Annotated in this window: 11 protein-coding genes and 6 pseudogenes; 11 read left to right on the forward strand and 6 right to left on the reverse strand. The window is 34.7% G+C overall.

Going from position 1 to position 18234, the window contains the following annotated elements; translation table 11 throughout:
- Positions 1–812 precede the first annotated feature (812 nt).
- Both RFW85_RS02875 and RFW85_RS02880 read left to right on the forward strand, forming a co-directional pair.
- On the forward strand, positions 813–1589 hold the full coding sequence (locus tag RFW85_RS02875) for a ParA family protein (RefSeq protein WP_000104830.1): 777 nt from the start codon (positions 813–815) through the stop codon (positions 1587–1589).
- 18 nt (positions 1590–1607) lie between these two features.
- Positions 1608–2507, forward strand: coding sequence for a ParB/RepB/Spo0J family partition protein (locus tag RFW85_RS02880; RefSeq protein WP_005130172.1), 900 nt, complete (start codon positions 1608–1610; stop codon positions 2505–2507).
- Between the two features lie 213 nt (positions 2508–2720).
- Here the strand turns inward: RFW85_RS02880 and RFW85_RS02885 are convergent.
- Positions 2721–3653: pseudogene (locus RFW85_RS02885) on the reverse strand (IS5 family transposase).
- Positions 3654–3874: 221 nt separating this feature from the next.
- On the opposite strand from RFW85_RS02885, the pseudogene RFW85_RS02890 reads away from it, so the two are divergent.
- A pseudogene (locus RFW85_RS02890) lies at positions 3875–4504 on the forward strand (alkaline phosphatase); the annotation flags it as partial.
- Between the two features lie 561 nt (positions 4505–5065).
- Here the strand turns inward: RFW85_RS02890 and RFW85_RS02895 are convergent.
- The 5 genes and pseudogenes from RFW85_RS02895 to RFW85_RS02915 all read right to left on the reverse strand — a co-directional run.
- Positions 5066–6331, reverse strand: a pseudogene (locus RFW85_RS02895) (type II toxin-antitoxin system HipA family toxin).
- Positions 6331–6636 (reverse strand): helix-turn-helix domain-containing protein, encoded by a 306-nt coding sequence (locus RFW85_RS02900; RefSeq protein ID WP_005130167.1) that lies wholly within the window; start codon positions 6634–6636, stop codon positions 6331–6333. Before RFW85_RS02900 ends, RFW85_RS02895 begins: the two are co-directional and overlap by 1 nt.
- Before the next feature lie 916 nt (positions 6637–7552).
- Positions 7553–7809: pseudogene (locus RFW85_RS02905) on the reverse strand (hypothetical protein).
- Between the two features lie 337 nt (positions 7810–8146).
- Positions 8147–8739 (reverse strand): annotated as a pseudogene (locus tag RFW85_RS02910) (putative adenosine monophosphate-protein transferase Fic).
- Between the two features lie 12 nt (positions 8740–8751).
- Positions 8752–8914: pseudogene (locus RFW85_RS02915) on the reverse strand (YhfG family protein); the annotation flags it as partial.
- 274 nt (positions 8915–9188) lie between these two features.
- Between RFW85_RS02915 and RFW85_RS02920 the strand changes: the two are divergent.
- From RFW85_RS02920 to RFW85_RS02955, 8 genes are all read left to right on the forward strand, one after another.
- Complete coding sequence (locus tag RFW85_RS02920; RefSeq protein WP_170318196.1) at positions 9189–9653, forward strand: hypothetical protein; 465 nt, start codon at positions 9189–9191, stop codon at positions 9651–9653.
- Positions 9654–9665: 12 nt separating this feature from the next.
- Positions 9666–12008, forward strand: coding sequence for a hypothetical protein (locus RFW85_RS02925; protein WP_005130152.1), 2343 nt, complete (start codon positions 9666–9668; stop codon positions 12006–12008).
- A 4-nt stretch (positions 12009–12012) separates the two neighbouring features.
- The gene (locus RFW85_RS02930) at positions 12013–15213 is read left to right on the forward strand and encodes a site-specific integrase (protein WP_005130151.1); all 3201 of its coding nucleotides are present in this window, start codon (positions 12013–12015) and stop codon (positions 15211–15213) included.
- Between the two features lie 191 nt (positions 15214–15404).
- Positions 15405–15857: a hypothetical protein gene (locus RFW85_RS02935; RefSeq protein ID WP_005071567.1), complete on the forward strand. Its 453-nt coding sequence runs from the start codon at positions 15405–15407 to the stop codon at positions 15855–15857.
- Positions 15858–15923: 66 nt separating this feature from the next.
- Positions 15924–16106, forward strand: coding sequence for a hypothetical protein (locus tag RFW85_RS02940; RefSeq protein ID WP_004795942.1), 183 nt, complete (start codon positions 15924–15926; stop codon positions 16104–16106).
- A 192-nt stretch (positions 16107–16298) separates the two neighbouring features.
- On the forward strand, positions 16299–16535 hold the full coding sequence (locus RFW85_RS02945) for a hypothetical protein (protein WP_000152659.1): 237 nt from the start codon (positions 16299–16301) through the stop codon (positions 16533–16535).
- A 663-nt stretch (positions 16536–17198) separates the two neighbouring features.
- Positions 17199–17654: a hypothetical protein gene (locus RFW85_RS02950; protein ID WP_057076637.1), complete on the forward strand. Its 456-nt coding sequence runs from the start codon at positions 17199–17201 to the stop codon at positions 17652–17654.
- 60 nt (positions 17655–17714) lie between these two features.
- Entirely contained in the window at positions 17715–18134 is a 420-nt protein-coding gene (locus RFW85_RS02955) for a hypothetical protein (protein WP_309171112.1), read from the forward strand.
- Positions 18135–18234: the final 100 nt, after the last annotated feature.

Raw genomic sequence — 18234 nt, forward strand, 5'->3', positions numbered from 1 at the left:
CCGAGTTGTCACTTAAATTTGGCTCAATTAGGATCGCTTCTATCTTTCAAACCTTTATGCAACAAAGCCCTATTAAAGTGCAATTTTGGTACTATTCAGCCTTATGGTGGAATAAATATAAAAATAAACACTTTTAAGTGACAGTTCTTCCACCTTTGATAATTCATCTGTGTCGCTCAAGCAATCAATTTGAAAGTAGGAATAGCCTACAGCACCACTAAAGTGGAATTACTCAACATATACTCCACCATTAAAGTGACAAGCCTTCCACCATTCCGATATTCTTGACTATCAAACATCATGTTATCAATTAAATTTTATACAAATATTTTATCCACAGAATAAAAAACATCTAATGACAAGTCTTCCACCTTTATTTCAATAAAAACAAACTTATCAACATCACAAGCAGTTGAATTGTATTGTTTTAAATTAAAAAATACACATTAAAATAAATCACAATGACAAGTCTTCCACCATAGTGACAAACCTTCCACTTATCAGTGACAAACCTTCCACTTATTAGTGACAAACCTTCCACTTATCAGTGACAGGCCTTCCACTTATTAGTGACAAACCTTCCACTTTAAAAAATCTATCTAATTGTTTTTTAAACAAATAAAACTTGTTTAATTATAATTAACTAATTAATACTAATTAAAATTAGCTAGCTATATTTTTTAAAAAAGTTAAGAAATGTTTTTCCCACATCTTTTGAATTCAAAAGATAAAAATATGACAAAGGAACTGTAGCAAGTTGCTACAAATATCTTTATATTAAATGAAATCAAAGTAAATTCCTTAAGACAAATATGTCAACTAAAATCATTGCTGTAGCTAATCATAAAGGTGGTTGCGGGAAAACAACTACTGTAGTACATCTTGCTTCAGAGCTTGCTGAATTAGGAAATAAGGTCTTAGTAATTGATCTGGATCCACAAGCAAATGCAAGTTTACATATAGGATTAAGACACCCTAGCGAAGTTGAAACTACATCAGCTGAATTACTTATTGGTGATATAAGTCTATTATCGGAAGCATTAGAAGAAGAAACAAAATTTAAAAATGTTTCCTTAATATATGGCTCATTAACTCTTGGTAAAACTGAAGATCAATTGAAAGATGATGCACCAAGACCATCCGAGGAACTTTCAAATAAATTGGAAATTCTAGAAGGATTATATGACTACATTCTTATTGATTGCCCTCCTAGCTTAAAATTACTAACCAGCAATGCTTTAGCCGCTTCGACACATGTTATTGTTCCAATTGAATCTGGTTCACAATACGGTCTCTATGGTGTTACTGATTTAATTAATCATTTAAGTAAAATTAGAAGAGTTAACCCTGAATTAGAACTCTTAGGTGCTTTATTAATTAAACATGATGAGCGTCAGAATGTATGTAAATTAATAAAAGATGAAGCATTTAATCAAGTTGGAGAATTATTGCATACCACAATTCCAATGAGCACTAAGGTTAATCAAGCTGCAATTTTGCAACAACCTTTATTATCTGTTGATAAAAACTCAAAAGTTCGAAAAGCTTTTGAAACTTTAGCACAAGAAATTGTTCAGCGTGTCGGATAATATAATTCTGGAAATACTATGGTAAGTAATAAAGAGCTATTGGCTAAACGTCTTCAGCAAAATACTCAAAAGCATCAACATGCCCAAAAGGAGCATATTAACGATGTCAAAGAGCTAAGACGTAATGTACAAATTACAGATATTCAGGCTAGCCCTAACCAGCCTCGAAAACTCTTTAATCAACAAGATATTGAAGATTTAGCAGCATCAATTGAAGAAATTGGGCTATTACAACCAATTGCAGTTCGTAGAATAAATGATAAATATGAGTTGATTGCTGGTGAAAGACGATTGAAAGCCCACCAATTTCTCAATAAGAATACCATTGAAGTAATCATTATTGATGCATCGGATGAAGAAGCTGCTTTATTAACATTAGCTGAAAATTTAAAGCGAGAAGATCTGACAGATTATGAAATATATGTTGGATTAACTTCTTTGGATGAAAAATTAAAAAAAAATAAGCAGAAGTTAGCAAAGTCATTAGGTTTGAATCGTGAAGATATGTATAAATATTTATCTTATGAAAAATTACCTGGAGAGTTGATTGAAGATTTGGAGAAACAGCCGTCATTATTAGCACGGACCGCTGCTACAGCAGTGAAAAAGTTTCTATCAGATCATGATGAAAACCATGAAAAAGCTAAAGAAGCATTATTCGAAGCATGGTCAAAATTGCTTAAAAAAGAAGTTGAACAGACAAAACTGGCATCACTAGCTGAAAAAATCTTTAAGTCAAGAGAAACGAAAGAAGTAATTCAAACTTCAATTGTACATAAAATTGAATATGATGGGAAAGTTGCTGGTAATATCAAATTTGACCATAATACATTAAAGGTATCTTTAAAAATGGGCCAATTTGATGATCAAAATTTACAAGAATTAAAAGCTTTCCTAAAACGAATGTTAGAAAAATAAAGTAAAAAAATAGTGTAGCAAGTTGCTACACTATTTTTTGCAATTAGGAAAATTTATATAAGTAGTCATAATAATATTTTCATAAATTTGTCATGTAAATTGAATGTTTAAAGCGTATTTTTCGACCATCCTAAGATGAGTTGATGCAATGCTTTGGCATAGGCTTTGTTGCATAAAGCCTTTGAAGGTAAAGTTTTCCTAAGTTGCTAAAATTTAGGTTACAACTTGGGTATGAGGTCTGCCTAATTCTGTAAATTTATTTAATACGGCTACACGTGCATGGATCTCATTCACTTGGCTGTCAAAATTCCTTGAGTAGAGTTTATCGCCTAATAATTTGATGCAATGCATCTTGGTTTCGACCAAACTTCGCCGATGATAACCAGACCACTTTTTCCAAAGGGCTCTTCCTAGACGCTTAACTGTTTTTAGTCATTCATTTCTCTCTTGCGAATGAACTTTTGTATCTTTCCACGGTTTCGCATTTTTTCTTGGCGGAATCACCGCATATGCTTGACGATCTGAGATCACTCGTCTGCAGCATTTAGTGTCATAGGCTCCATCGGTATAGACAGAATCTACTCGCTCATCAAGTGGTATTTGACCAAGTAAATCACCGAGCACCTGTGAATCACTGATATTGTTCGTTGTGAGCTGAACTGCACGTATTTGCAGCGTTTCAGCATCTATACCAATGTGAAGCTTACGCCATTGTCGACGATATTCAGGCTGATGTTTCTTCCGTTTCCATTCACCTTCGCCCAAAAACTTTAAACCAGTTGAATCTACGAGTAGATGTAGACCATTGCTACTTTTTTGGTAGCTAATCGCAATATCAATATGTTTTTGTCTTCTGCAAAGCGTCGTATAGTCTGGCGCTGTCCAATCTAATCCGCAAAGTTTAATCAGGCTTTGTACAAAGCCAGTGACCATGCGTAGAGAAAGACGAAATATGGATTTAATCATTAAGCAGCATTGGATGGCTGTATCGGAATAAGTTTGATTTCGACCATGTTGGCTTTTTGGTTGAGCATACCATTGTGTTTTGGGATCAAACCAAATGGCAATATTCCCACGATTAATGAGAGCTCGGTTGTATGTGGGCCAATTGGTTGTACGGTAGATTTTAGGTGTAGGCTTATTCATCTCAAAATTATATTGTGGAATAAGCCTTTAGAGATAGGTTTGTGCAACAAAGCCTTTGGCATAAGAAAAAATTTAATAAAAAATTAATAAGTTTGGCATGGTGTAGTTTGGGCACAGTTATTTTGACGGGCTGTCAAAGTCCTGCTTTAGTTCAATCAACTTCTACTTCAGTACAACCATCAAAACAGCCTCAACGTGTGGTTTTTTTCTTGGGAGATGGAATGGGTATCACGACACTAACAGCTGTACGAATTTATGCTGTTGGTGAAGATTGCCAACTGCCAATAGATCAACTGCCAGAGTCAGCATTTGTTCGTACTTTCTCAGAAGTTGCACAGGTTACAGATAGCGCACCATCGATGGGTGCCTATATGACAGGTGTAAAAATGAAAAATGAAGTGATATCCATGCAGACTGGAACAATTGCAGTAGAACCAAATCAGACCGGAAATCATCAATGTGGAACCAATCCTCAGATCCAAAATAAGCAAGACACCCAAACTTTACTCGAATTGGCCAAAGCACGAGGTTGGGGTACAGGGGTAGTCACAACAACTCGCATTACGCATGCTACACCAGCATCGACTTATGCTCATATTTGTCATCGTGATGCTGAAAATGACATAGCATCCCAATTAGTACCAAGTTCGCAAGGTGATATCTATCAGCGTTATAACGTCAAATTAAAAGATGGGGTTGATGTGATTCTAGGCGGGGGTAAGCGTCAATTTCTGCCGAAAGATCAAGGGGGAGAACGGATAGACCAACGGAATTTGATCGCAGAAATGCAACAAGCAGGCTATCGAATGGTCTATGATCAAACTCAACTCTCCCAGATGAAGTTAGGAAAGATAACACTAAATATAAAAAAAATGGAATAAATAATTTACAAAGTTATTATTTTTAATCTGATGTTTGTTTTATATGGGGATGATAATAACTTCTGATTACTAGTTTTTACCTTAAATATAACGATTGAAAGATTCATTTAAAGGCTATGAATACATGAGTTTTACAGTTTGGCTAGGTCAGCATGAGTACTTTTCGCAAGATTTAAGATCGACCATGAACGTGATTAAGTTATAGGGGATTGATGAAATAGTTTTTATGAATTTCTGGCTTTCTGGGCTGATTTTATCAAATTCATGTCTATGCAAAATTGCGACATATTTCTCGTGCTGGTAGTTATCCAGAGTTTGGTCTGTATCTATCCATAGTGCAGACCTTTTTTTTGGTGATAGTTTTTTCTTAGCGATTTTCGATCTGGATGTAGTGATTTCACGCTTGCAGAACGTATCTTGGCGGTGATCCATCTAATATTCGTGATTATAAAGCGAGCTAATTCACAGGTTCTACAGATTATGTAGCGACTAACTATAAGTTGATGGTTGGCGCTTAGTTTATATTTACGCTTAGGTTTCAGTTAAAAAATCAATATTTTGTTGAATTCGTGATTGAATCATCTCTAGGGTAGATTCTCGAATTTGATGAGGATACAGGCGTTGCGCAATTTGACTAAATTGAAGTGCAATTTCATGCATGGCCAAGATGATCTCATCGACTTCTAGAGTAGTCAGATTCGCTTCTGAAGTACCGAGTTTATGTATGTCATTTCGAGAAATATTGAGCGCTTCTCCCATAATGTCCATTTGATGATAACCACCTGGACCTTCACAGAAGGTCACATCATAGGCTGGAGCCAATTTCCATTGACCATTTTTTGCCATGAGAAAAGAAAAATTCTTGGTATGGTCATCCCGATTATTGAAAAGTACATTAAACACAGCACGTTTAAAAGTATGCAGCCTTTCCGCACATCTTGCGTACACATCAAGGTTGCCCGAAGAAAATTGCGATAGTCTAGGCTACCTGGAACTTTATAGTCTGCTCCGGTATATGCAGCCAAACTCTGCATTGGAATCCGCATGCCATTTTGACGGTCGAATCGTTTAGAAGCAAAAGCCATTAAACCATTGGGCAAATTAAAAAAATGGGTGTCTGGAGTCTCGATTGCACAAAGTCGCAAACATTTTGCATAGACGGCTTCAATGGCGCAGACTTCAGGATACTCTTGCTGAGCAGGAAACTTAATCAGCCAGGCTTCATTTTGATCAGAAGCTTGCGTCGAAAACTCAAAATTGACAGGATTTCGGTAAACCAATGCTTTGGATCTGGCACCTTGGGGGGAGCCACCCATGACCAGCAAATGTTGTAAAAAATTCGCCACCTTCTCCTTTGAGGACTTCTTGGACTTCCTGTGCCAATTGCGGCAGGGGAATATTCTCTGAAGTTTGCATCTCTGCGACACAGGGTTCAAAGGAGAGAGCACCCATTGCATGGGTGCTAATATAAGTTAGACGTTCCAAAGGGCTGATTCGTGCCGGATGCAGTCCAATTTTTCGAAAATATCGATCCATTAATAACATGCCCCAACCATCCGGCAAAGCATCATAGACTGGACCAGGTAATCCCATTTGATAAGTAGGAAAACCCTGTCTCAGTGGTAGACCTTTTAAAGGGAGTAAATAAGAAGAGAGCTGAACACCTCGCTGTATTGCTTCTGGACTATATTCAAAAGCAATAGTGGGTCTACCTGTGGTGGCTGTTGAACTAATCAGCGTTCCCCATAACCATGATTCGCCCCAACCATTGTAATAAACATTAAGACTGTTGAGCATTATCCCTTCCTCTTAATACGCTGGTGCTTACTTTGACTTTCATAGCGTAGAATATCTTTTACACTGTTAAGCTGAGGTTGAAACAGCTCCTGAAGTTTGTTTAATCGACCCAAGACCATTGCAATACGGACTAAATTTTCAACAGATACATTTCGTGCCGCTTCAAGATTCGAAACCGTATTCACGCCGACACCAGCGCGTGCTGCAACCTCAGCTTGAGACATCTCCAAAAAGAGTCGTTGCTTACGTAAACGCTCACCTAAAAGCGTCACGACTTCTTCGGGTTTAGTGAAATATAAATCCATTAAATTGGGTCTTAAACTTTAATAATTTAATTAAACCACAAAATAATGGAATTAATTTATAGCTATAGTGTGGTTGAGGAGGGCTTTGTTGCACAGCACTTCGGAAGGTAGGTTTGGTCCTTGGGTATCGGTTACAGAAATTCATCAGGATGTACTTTGACTGATTGTTGATAAGGAAATCACAGTATTTTCATTTTTCCTTTTTGGTCACATTACTTAGAAAGGGTTCTTCGAAAAGTAGTTCATATTTTAAAAATCTTATAAATATTGAGGATTTTTTCTTAAATGCTTTCAACATAGCATGCGGCGATATGTAACTCGTACGGGCTTAATCTGCCTTTTAGTGTAAATTTTTTGGGCATGAGAGGGGCAGAGGTGTGGGGGCAAGCAATTTATATCGTGGATACTTCTAAATCATTTATGTAATAGAATGAGCTAAGCATGGATTTAGGGTAATAACACTAAATCTAAAAAAATTGGAAGAATAATTTATTAAATTATTGTTTTTATGTGGTTGTTAGTGAAGTTATGAATAATAATAACTTTTTTCTTGATGAGTTTTATCTAAAAAATTGATCGGATAATTTCTTTAAATGTCATGTATCCATAAATTTGACAGTTTGAAGATATCGGTATGTGCATTTTTCACAAGGTTAAAGATTGACCATAAATGTGATAAACGGTAGGGGATCATTGAAAAATGAATGGATTTAAACACTACATGTATGCAGGAAAAAATATCGCTGCGGTTCTGCTGACAGGCTGTATTGAGCATTGAATGCAAATGATGTAGTGATTGTCTACATGCTATAAGACCAGCATGATGAAGAATGAAATGTAGTTGCCAATATCTAACCTGGGTTGAAAAGTATAGCGTTGTTATTTGGAGAAGTGAGGTGAGCCATCCTTCTCTTATTCACTTAAAATGATACTTACTCAACTGATCTCCACTCATGGGCTGGTTCCAATTAGACGGATAATAACTTCCATCCCCTATTTTTACTTACCACATTTCTTGCATTTAATCCCTTCTTTGGAGATGTGATTCAGCATCACCGTTGCCAATTGAATCAAATCAATGGCATTGTTCGTTGGTTCAAGAAAAGCAGAAGAGGCTGCTTTATTGCAAAAGAGAACATTCGGATCAAATGGATTGGATTACACAAAAGCCATAAAATAGCCATAGATCAATTCACTTGCATGTAATCTGTAACATCCATTCAGGTCATCAGACATTGATTAATCACTAAACACCATAAATTTATGTATAGGCGAACTTTTTTGAGACATATGTTGATAAAAATGCGGCAAGTTACATTGCTTAAAGGTCTATCTAAGTTAACGATCTATTCAATTCTGGATAAGTAATCTGCATATTACGATCCTAAATTACCCGAAGAGTATTAAGATTTTTAAGAATCGTGTTTGTTGGTTTATTTGGGAAATTAATCAGTGGATTGAAGCAAAGATGATGGCTCATTAAGGATTGTGGGCTCTGACTACTTAAATTTTAGGTATTTTGAATAAAGCATATTTCAAAAATCTGAATTAATGGATTTAAATTACCATAAAAACCTTCAATATTGGCTTGAATCCATTGTTGTTGAGAGTCAATGCGAGACCAATCAATACCATAACCACAATGAGCAATCAGATGCTCAAAGAAAATCCGTTGTGTACGTCCATTACCTTCACGGAATGGGTGTATGACATTAAGCTCACAATACAAGTCGGCAAGTTGAGGAATTAGTTGTTGCGGTGCTAAGCCTTGAAAGTACTTTTTTTTCTTGAATTGATTTAAGTAATTTATTGGTTTCAATTTCAATACGGGAAAAAATTACAAAAACGGGTGTCACCTTTGGAAATACGATTTGTCTTAACTTTCCTGCCCAGTCGTATAAGTCGCCAGAGAGCTGCGCATGAATTAATTTTTAAGTATTGTAAGTCGTAAGGTGGTTCAGCATATTCAATTAAGTTACTTGCCAATCCAGACAGTGCTAGTTCAGCTTGTTCTAAAATTTGTTCATCACGAATATTGAGTTTGTTCTTTAGGATATTTGTGCCAGGGTAACAATACAGGCTGTCACCCATTTCCCCATACATGTACCTGACTAACGTTTCGGGTTGCGAATACTTCTTATATTTTTGCAAGATTTCAGCTTTACTTTGTTGAGTTGTTTGAGCTGTCGTTGTAATGCCTTCAAGCTTTAGGCTGGCTTGATAGTTTTGCACACGTGTCGCTTGAATATATTTTTTTCTGTTCAGTGGTTCTGAGCAATTCGAAACTCCATTGATGCTACACGTGAAGTAAGTATAGCAGAGAATCTTTTTGATCAATGCTGCATACAAAGCATTTCAAAATGTAATACAACGGTATTGTTTCATGTAATAACAGAAAACTAAAAAAAAGTGGAAGAATTTTTAAAATTTAGGCGACCCATGATAAGTAAACCATATGTATTTGTTGATAATTGTAATTTTGAGAAAATTTAGTTGATAGATTAAATGTATTTTCATATAAAAAGATATGCTCATTTTTTATATCGATAAAAATGTTAAAATTTGACTACTTAGTAAAAAATATAGAGATATTTATGGGGCAATTTATCATGCCCTTTTGCTTTGAGCGACAAAATGTTCAATTTAAGATAGTAAAAATTAACTCAGAACTACTGAAAATCAAAAAGATTAAACAGAGTCAGAAAGTAGTAGTACAAGCAAAGTTCAAAATAATCTATGTGAAAATTTGGCAAAAAATATTGCTATTAATGCAAACGGAGCCATGCTTACGTGTACATTCTAATTATGTTGCAATCTTACAGTTGATACATAATCTTGATGATTTTATCGAAAAATCACAGCAACACTTATGCTTTGAGAGAAAAGCTCAGAAAGAGCTAGATGCTAAATTTTTTGCTAGATTTTTTAAGCTGACAAAAAGTCCAATCAAAGATCAACTTTTACAAAATTGTTCAGATCGTAATGAATTTAACCAATGCAATTTGATAAAAAATTAAGCGAAAGCGAATATGCCAAAGATTAAAACAGAAGAGCAATTCTTAGATTTAGCAGAAAAATTTAAACAAGATTATTGTCTATTACATGATGATGTTGTGAATACACAATTTGTCGATCTATCAGATGATTTACGTGAAAAAGCCCACGCTCTATATAAGGAAGCGCAACAGATATATGGCTATATATCTAGCTCTAGACAATTAGGTAAATATTATTTTCTAGCTTCTTTAAGTTATTTTGCATGTCCAGATACTAGTAATACACAAGAGCTGTCATCGCAACGTTATTTGATTCTACAAGCGAGTTTTTTAACATATCGGCAGTATCAAGAATTTGCAAAAATTGCTAAAGCTGAGAATAAGCAAAAACATGTTTGTGACCTCCTACGCTATGTCTCACGATATGTGCTGGATTCTAATAATGCTGAATTATTTCATGAATGTAGTAAGCTGCTAAATTGTTATGTCACGTACGAACGTAATTTGAAAAAAGAGGATCGTAATCAACTTTTTAATATTAAAAATTTCAAAAAAGTACAAGTCATAGAGTATTTATCGGCTCTATTAATAATTTTTAAAAGACTTGATGATCGTCGTGTTGTTCATCGTCAGCGTAAGTCAAAAAAAAGCAAAGTTTTGAAATGGCCAACTAAAATTGAACTCAAAAAATTTCGTGAAATAAAATCTGGTAAGTATGAAGATATCGGACATAACGCAAAGATCAGTTTTTATGATGCCTCTCTTCACAAAGATGAAGATGGTGAAATTGAGTTATTGGACATTGAAGTAGAATTATACTCAGAAGATGAAAAAACTAAAAATTTTAATCATTTAATTAGTGATTATACTGCGTATTACACGCGGCATCGCCAACGCCGTCATGTGCCATTTATTACAAATCCTCATTATTTAGCACCAGATGTACTGAAGCAAATTGTTTATGTGTTGAGAACTGAGTTAAATGCGGACTGGGATAATGCTGCAATCGCTGCCGCATGTTTATTGTCACTTTTGACTGGATTATCTCCCATAGCACTGATGGATTTTAACGAGCTCATACAAGATGGTGTTTTGATCCAGAATGGTTCAAGAAAACGACGGGAATATTTACTTAATTTAAATTTGAAAGTTACCGAGCAGAAAATTAAGAGTTTAAAGCCTGTGCGTTGGAATGAAGAGATGACTCACCAACTACATCTACCGGCGGCATGGTTTGACTACATAGAACAAGCATCGAATCCAAAGATCTCTTCAGGAGATATTAATTCCGAACTTAAGAAGTGGTTTGCTAATCAGTTTGTGGGTACTATCACCGTTGAAAAACTTCAGGCCCAATTATATTTTCATATATATTATGAAACCTATAATGAATATCTTACTCATGTGATTGCGAGGCGGGATATCAAGCATGATGTGCCAGGTATTTATTACGGAGGACTTCCCAAAGCTCAGCTTGATAGCAGCTATTTAGCTTTTTTAGAATCAGCACTTACACCACATTCTAAGGAACTTACAGAAGACACGGCTGAACTCAAAATATTACAACAACAATTCAAAGTGCAATCTGCATCTAAAGGGAGGGTAGGGAGTCAACTGGCACTTGAACCCAGTTTTGTGAAAGAGCAATTTGCTTTTTTACATAGACATTGCCAAGAAAATATTCAAAAAGATCAACATATCATTAATCAATTGAATGCATACGCGTGTTGGATGTGGCATGTTAGCTTGCTAAGCATGGCCAGACGGCCTAATAAAAATCTGTTGGGGAATTTGGAAGATTATTGTTTTGAGCTTAAAATTCTATATGTAAACGATAAAAAGAATAGCAAGGTAAGAAAGGATGGACGATTTATCCCGCTATCCGATTTCTTCTTAAAAGCACTGCAAAATTACACTGTATTTTTAAAACAAATAATTGAACTGTATAGCCCACTTTTAAAACAAGTATTTGCAAAGAAAAAAATTGCGCTCAATGACTTATTCGGAAAGGTCATTGATAGTAAAGATATCTTGCCGATAACTGTCAAAGAGTGGCAGAGCAGGAAAGTTAAGTTAATCCCTTTATCTCGAAACTGGGTAAATTTATATATGGAAGGAATCTTTCCAAAGAATATGTATTCGAATTGGTTACGTCATTTTGATATGAATTTTTTGATGTATGCAGAAGAAAAAGAAGAAAAAAAAACTGCTTTAGCATTCCATTTAATTCAGGCTCTTTATGGTCATGACCAACGTGACCGAGAGGCTTTTCATCCGTATTCTTCACTTATTCCGAATGTCTATGTACAGCAAGCCCGCCAGCAATTGCAAGATAATGTCAAATCTTTATCGATTAAACACTTAGAGCGAAAATAGTTGTATGCAAAAAATCAAAGAACTAATAAAACCACAACTAGACGGTCTATTTGTTGATATTCAGAAATTGGTGAAAAAGTCGCAAGAAAGACAGCCTTCTTTACCTGAAGTATTGACGCAAGACATGCAGCAAAAACTTGATCAGCAGATCGCCGAAAAATGGCATGACATTAAAGATAGTATTGATTGTTTGAGTCAAAAATTGAGCCGAGATGAACAATCTAAACTGATGCAATTTACTGAAGATGAATTTAATAAAAGAAGAAGGCAATTCAACCAGAATGTAGATAAAAAATCATACAGAATTAGGCTAAATCCACATACTAAACGGATCGTACTGCCTAGAAAAATTGAGAGTACGGAGTCACGGTTAAAACAAGGGCAGTTACATGCCCAGGTACTCAACGCTTTGAAAGCATATTGGAAAGATTCACTTGGATATTGGGATGACCCTAAATATTTGTGGGGGGATTTATGCTTAAGTTTTATATATATTTCAGGCTGTGCAGATGAACAGCATCTGGTTGCTATTCAGCAGCAATTGCAGGAGGCCGTTGAGCTTGGTACAGATCTGAATTGTTTTCGGTTATACCATTCGGACTACAAAAAAATCACTAATCCATTGTTACTACATTATCGTGTTGAAAACTCTCAATATGGCAACGATGTAGAACAGAGAAAGTTGTACCAATGGAAGCATGTTTTTTTTAACTCATATGCTCAGTTCATCTTGCAATATTTAAAAAAGTTGAAAGCTACTCATAAAGAATATCGTCTGCAACAATCAATTGAAGATTGTATTCTGGAAAGCTTGAGTCGCATGGGACGAAACAAAAGTTTGGGCTATCTGCAATATCAAATTAAACGCCGTGGATTTCGTGCATTTAATGATGTGCAAATGGTACTTGAATTTAATCCAAACCTTAGCCTAGATATATTTTTAAGTAATGTACTTCAGCAAGAGATTAATACTGTCGCCTTACGGCCATCCGAATTTAGATTGCTATGGAGTAATGAACGTAATCAAGTCATGGAACTAGAGAATAGCCCTATTCATTTTGAACAAGAGCAGTTACATCCTGAAGTTCTGACAGCTCAAAGCAAATTACAAACGATTCCGTATGAGTTGATGTTGTTTGATCAAAAGAAACGTAAAGGTCAAAAAGTTGAGCGCTTAGATAAAAAGAGGAATAAAGAAGAACGCACGCTACGTTTTTGGCAAGAAATCAGAAGGGTGTTAGAGGAGAAGATGCGTGATGCAAATACGGAAGAAAAGTCTTTAATTGAAGCCCAATTACGCTTAATTCACTGGTTAGTGCATTTAAAAAAAAGAGGGCTTCAATTATCAACTATTGAAAGCTACTTAGGATCATTTGCTAAAGAATTTATATTTGAAATTTGGCTTAATAAATTGGATTTAAAGCAACAATCCATTGATGATTATGAAGATTTATATCGACAGTTGTTGAAATATAGCAGTGAACGAGATGCACAAGCAACTCAACGTGAAGCTGTTAAAGGAAAAACCTCTCGTAAGATGCACCAAACAGCAGAATACCGTTTTGGTCGCCTAAAAGATTTTCATCAATTTTGTATAGATAATTTTAATGCACCAGAGGTATTGGTGTTACAGAATTCAAGTTTTAAACATTTACAAATTTGCAATGCACGCCTAGTAAGCCCTTTGTTATTTGGCAAGCTATTGGAAAAACTAGAACATTTAAGTCAAGAGCCAACGGCATCAGAGTGGGTCGATCATCTGAGTTGTTTAAAGCTGATGTATTTACTGAGTTATAGAACTGGACTCCGATTAAATGAAGTTCGTTGTCTTAAAATACAAGATATTATTTGCCCAGAGTTACTTTATAAAGAAAAAGAAAATACAGCTTTTAATAATATCACGCTTCATATTCAGAACAATTCATATCGCCGTCTGAAAACGCAAAGTGCAAATCGTCAAATACCATTGAAAATTGCCTTGTCAGAACATGAGTTTTTAGTAGTACAACATTACATACAACATCGTTATGAACAATATTTGTTTAATCAGCAGGATGATCTACTTTTTAGTGTTAATCATCGTGTATTAACTGATCAATGTATCAGCAAAATTACAGTAGAGTTGTTTAACCAAATATTAGGTATGCATCATGGCTTTAGTTTTCATACGTTGCGCCACAGTGCTGCTAACTATCTAGCAATAACTTTGCTGGGCTCAAAAGAAATGATTAAAACATATACAGATTGTCCTTGGGTAAAAGCAAAAAAGATGCGTGATTTATTGTTTGGTGTTAAAGCACGTGCTCATGAAGAGATTATTCAACATAAATGGCAGGTGCTTGCCTCTTGGATGGGGCATAGCAGTATTGAACAAACGGCTTCAAATTATCTTCATGTTTTGGATTTATTAGCAGTCGATCGAATTTACAATTCGCCGTGTATCATTTCAAAAAAAGTCCTAGAACAGTGTTTTGGTCCAGTGAATTCAAGTACAGAGTACATAAACTTAAATCGTTATACTCAGCAGCAGAAATGGTTTAACTCTTATCAGCAAACACAGCCAGTTATGATTGCTGGTCGACAAGAAAAGAAGTTTAGTATCGAGAAGAGTACTCTGACGCCTTTTCAACGTTTGATAAGTTTAAGAGATGGCCGTTCAAGCGAAGATATTCAAGCACAAGAATGGATGCAGCGATGTCAATTTATGAGCACTAAATGGATGGACCCCAAAAATTTTAATTTAAAAACGAAATATGTTAGTAATAAAAATTTAGATGGGGGTTGGTTTGATGAGCTTTACGACAAAGCTAAGAAACTGAAACGTTCTGATGAAATAATTCCTCTCCTTGATTTGCATAACCAACATGATAAGGGGAAAGATATACCTAAAGAGTTGAACGTGGTCAATGCACTTAAGGTATTATTATTATTTGGAAAATTACGTAAAAACTTTCTACATTTTCAATGCATAAAGAAAGATGATGAGCAACAAATTGCTAATTTTATTGCTGGTATAGAGCCAATTATTGGAGATCACCTAAATTTAGACAAACAGAATTATCCAGTCAATCTGGAAGTGCTTGAGAGAACAGTTAAATTTAGTTTTCAAAGAGTTGTTGGCCATAATAAAAAAAATGTTACTCTACTGGTTATATTTAATTTAATGTTAAAAATCATGCAAGAAGATGAACTTTGGTTAAAATAGCCTAAGCAGCTTAAAAAGGGGAATTTAAAAGTTTTAGCATCACAGTTTGATTACTGGATTTTAAACAATAGTGTGAAGATTAGCGCTTTGGTAAATCGATGAGCTAAAGTGTTGTAGTCCAAACTCGATCTGACAGTTACCCATTTTTGAGCTGTTGATTAATTTATCAAAAAAAATCAAGCCACCCACGGGTGGTTTTTTATTGCGACATTTCACCAGTAACTAACTTTCTTAATGTGAATCATGCTAAGGCAGCGAATGAAGGGAAGCCGTTAGTTGTATTGATCGCACCACAAGAGAAAGATCGTTCGAAGGCTCAAAACCGTTTGTACTGGATGTGGCTTAATCAATGGGCTAAACGTCAAGGTAAAGATAAAGATTACGAGCATCTGTTCTTTAAGAAAAACTTCTTAGCAAAAATCTATGATTGCGATGACGTTGGCCAATACAAGAAAACATTCAAGGCTGTAAGAGAGTTGAAAGATTCTAAGCATCCTCTCTACCAAGATGTAGCAAGTGGCCTATGTGAGCTAATGAGCACTACAGACGCAAGTACAGTTCAATTAACCGAATACTTAAACGACATTCATGCTTTCTGTAATAAAAACGGGTGTTATTTGGAAACGCCTGATGATCTTAAGTAGGTGCTTGAATAGTTGCTGATTTCATATTATTAATGTCTCTCACTTTATAAAATGAGAAACTAACAAATGGTAATGAATAATATTGAATATGATGCGGTGGTTGAAAGTGCGAAAATCAAAGCGAAAAGCGATATAACAGTAGCGGTTTTAAATAATGCAGCAAGTACTGGTTTAGTTGCAATTAATGATGCAAGTAAAGAAAAGCTTATAGAGTTTATCAAAAAACTGCATGATCAGATTGATGAATAATATGAACCGCCCTTAAAGCGGTTTTTTATTGCTAGTAGAATATTTAAGGTACCTTTTCTAATAGGCACATACTATTAAAGTGTTTTTTATTTATTTTTTAGATTGAAAAGATTGCTATTTGAGTAATTTAAATATAAAAATCTTTATTGATTGAGCGTAGTTGTTATACAGGATATTTATAAGGATTTTAAAATGACAATTATCACATTGCTTGATGTTGAGACGAAGAAGAAGGTGATAGTTCGTTCCGTAATAGACCCAATAGCAAGAATAGACAAAAAAGGGAATATACAAATTATTCAAATTCATAAATGGCTATATGATGAATCTGGAGATTTCGTTGATGAAGACTTATATGAGGCACTCAACAATGGAGAAGTTGGAATATACATAACTTTGCAGTATATGATCATTAATATTGAAAATTAATTATTTTTTATTTTTAGTCAGTTTGAGTTCTTACTCTCTAGAGCCTAATGGTTACTGCACATAAGACCTCATTAAGTATTACCTATTGATGGGCACATATTCTTTATAAGTCTTGATAAGTAAAAAAATTATGTAGGCTAAAAATAAAACCATTTAAAAAAAAGAAATCTTTATCTATTTAAATATGAATATTTGATATTTTTAATTCAATCCCTATTGCTAGTGCTTAAATATTATGCCAATATGAAGTTGGAGATATTTCCGAATAGATATTTCCTATTTCATGTTTAAGCGTTTTTTTTCGCTAAGTCCATTTCTGAATAAAAATAGGAAGTGGGCTTTTTTATTTTTAAATATTTCTGTATTATCAGTGTGTTGCAGTAGGTAACACTAAACCTTGTTGATCAGCGCAAATATCAAAAAGGGGGAGCTTGCCTACTAGGCAAGCTTTTTAAATTGATGATTTAAACACAATAATCCATTTTAAAGCTCAATAGAAAAATCAAACTTCCATAGCTTTTATTCGTACTAATTTATTGAATATAATCGTTTTTATAATTTTTAAAATTTCCTTAAACTAAAAATGGAAAATTTCTTGTTGCAACATTGTTATAATAGGACTACCTTAAGAAAAATACTTTATAAAAATGAGGAGCTGCTGAAATGCCACAGTGTCTCATGTTTGCGGAAAATATTTATAACAAAATTAAAGATGAGGAATTGTTTTCACATGACTGTATTGAAAATATGAACTTACTTATGACATGTATACGCAGAGAAATTGAGGGAACAGAATTTAAATTAAAATATAATTTTATTGATTTTGTTGAATTGTTCAGTAGACCATTAGATGAATGTAAAGTAAAAATAGATGTGAGTTTGATTCCTCCTCATAATTCAGAAGGTGAGTATATTTTATGGTTAGCTGGATTTATCGAAAAAATTACAGAAGGTGGACCTAAACCACCTCCGCCTATAAAGAAATTTATTCCAGAGTATATGAGCTTGAAATATGAATTAGATTTTTTACCCTTAAATGAGGAAAAAATTCAAACCGAAGGTAAAGAAATTACGGATTACTTTAATTCAAAGCTTTATAAGGCAACTTTTAAGAAGTAATACTATATTGCCTGTGAGTTTAGCCACCGCCTAAGGGCGGTTTTTTTATGGGTAAGAATTATGGATTCTACAGAATACTTTTGGCTTACTCGGAAAAAAGAACCTAAAACCAAGCCTAAATCCAGACCGCTACCTAAAGCTACTCTAAAGTACTTAGAGGCAGAGGAAGAATTTACTGAAGCTTTAGACAATCTGGAAATTAAATACGAAAAGAAATTCCAGTTTAAATCAACAAAGCATTGGCGTTTTGATTTTCATTTAATTGAACATCGTATTTTAGTTGAAATTGCTGGCGGTCCCTGGTCAGGTGGACGAAAGGGCAAACTTAAAAATAAAGCTTGTAGTCTTGATCGTTACGATGTGGCTGAAGAGATGGGCTACACCGTAGTTCGCATAGAGACAGCTTCAAGATGCTGCATTGATGAGTCTGGACCTTTGCAGTTACGGACTGAATACGCTAGTGAATGGCTAAAAAATTAAAGAGGGACTGTTCTAAATTTTGTGTAAGTACTTAATTTTCATTTATCCTTCAGAGGATAATTACAAAAGGTACTTCACATTGTCAACGGCATTCTAAAAT

The organism is Acinetobacter sp. 12966, assembly GCF_031196995.1.
Taxonomy (GTDB): Bacteria; Pseudomonadota; Gammaproteobacteria; order Pseudomonadales; family Moraxellaceae; genus Acinetobacter; species Acinetobacter geminorum.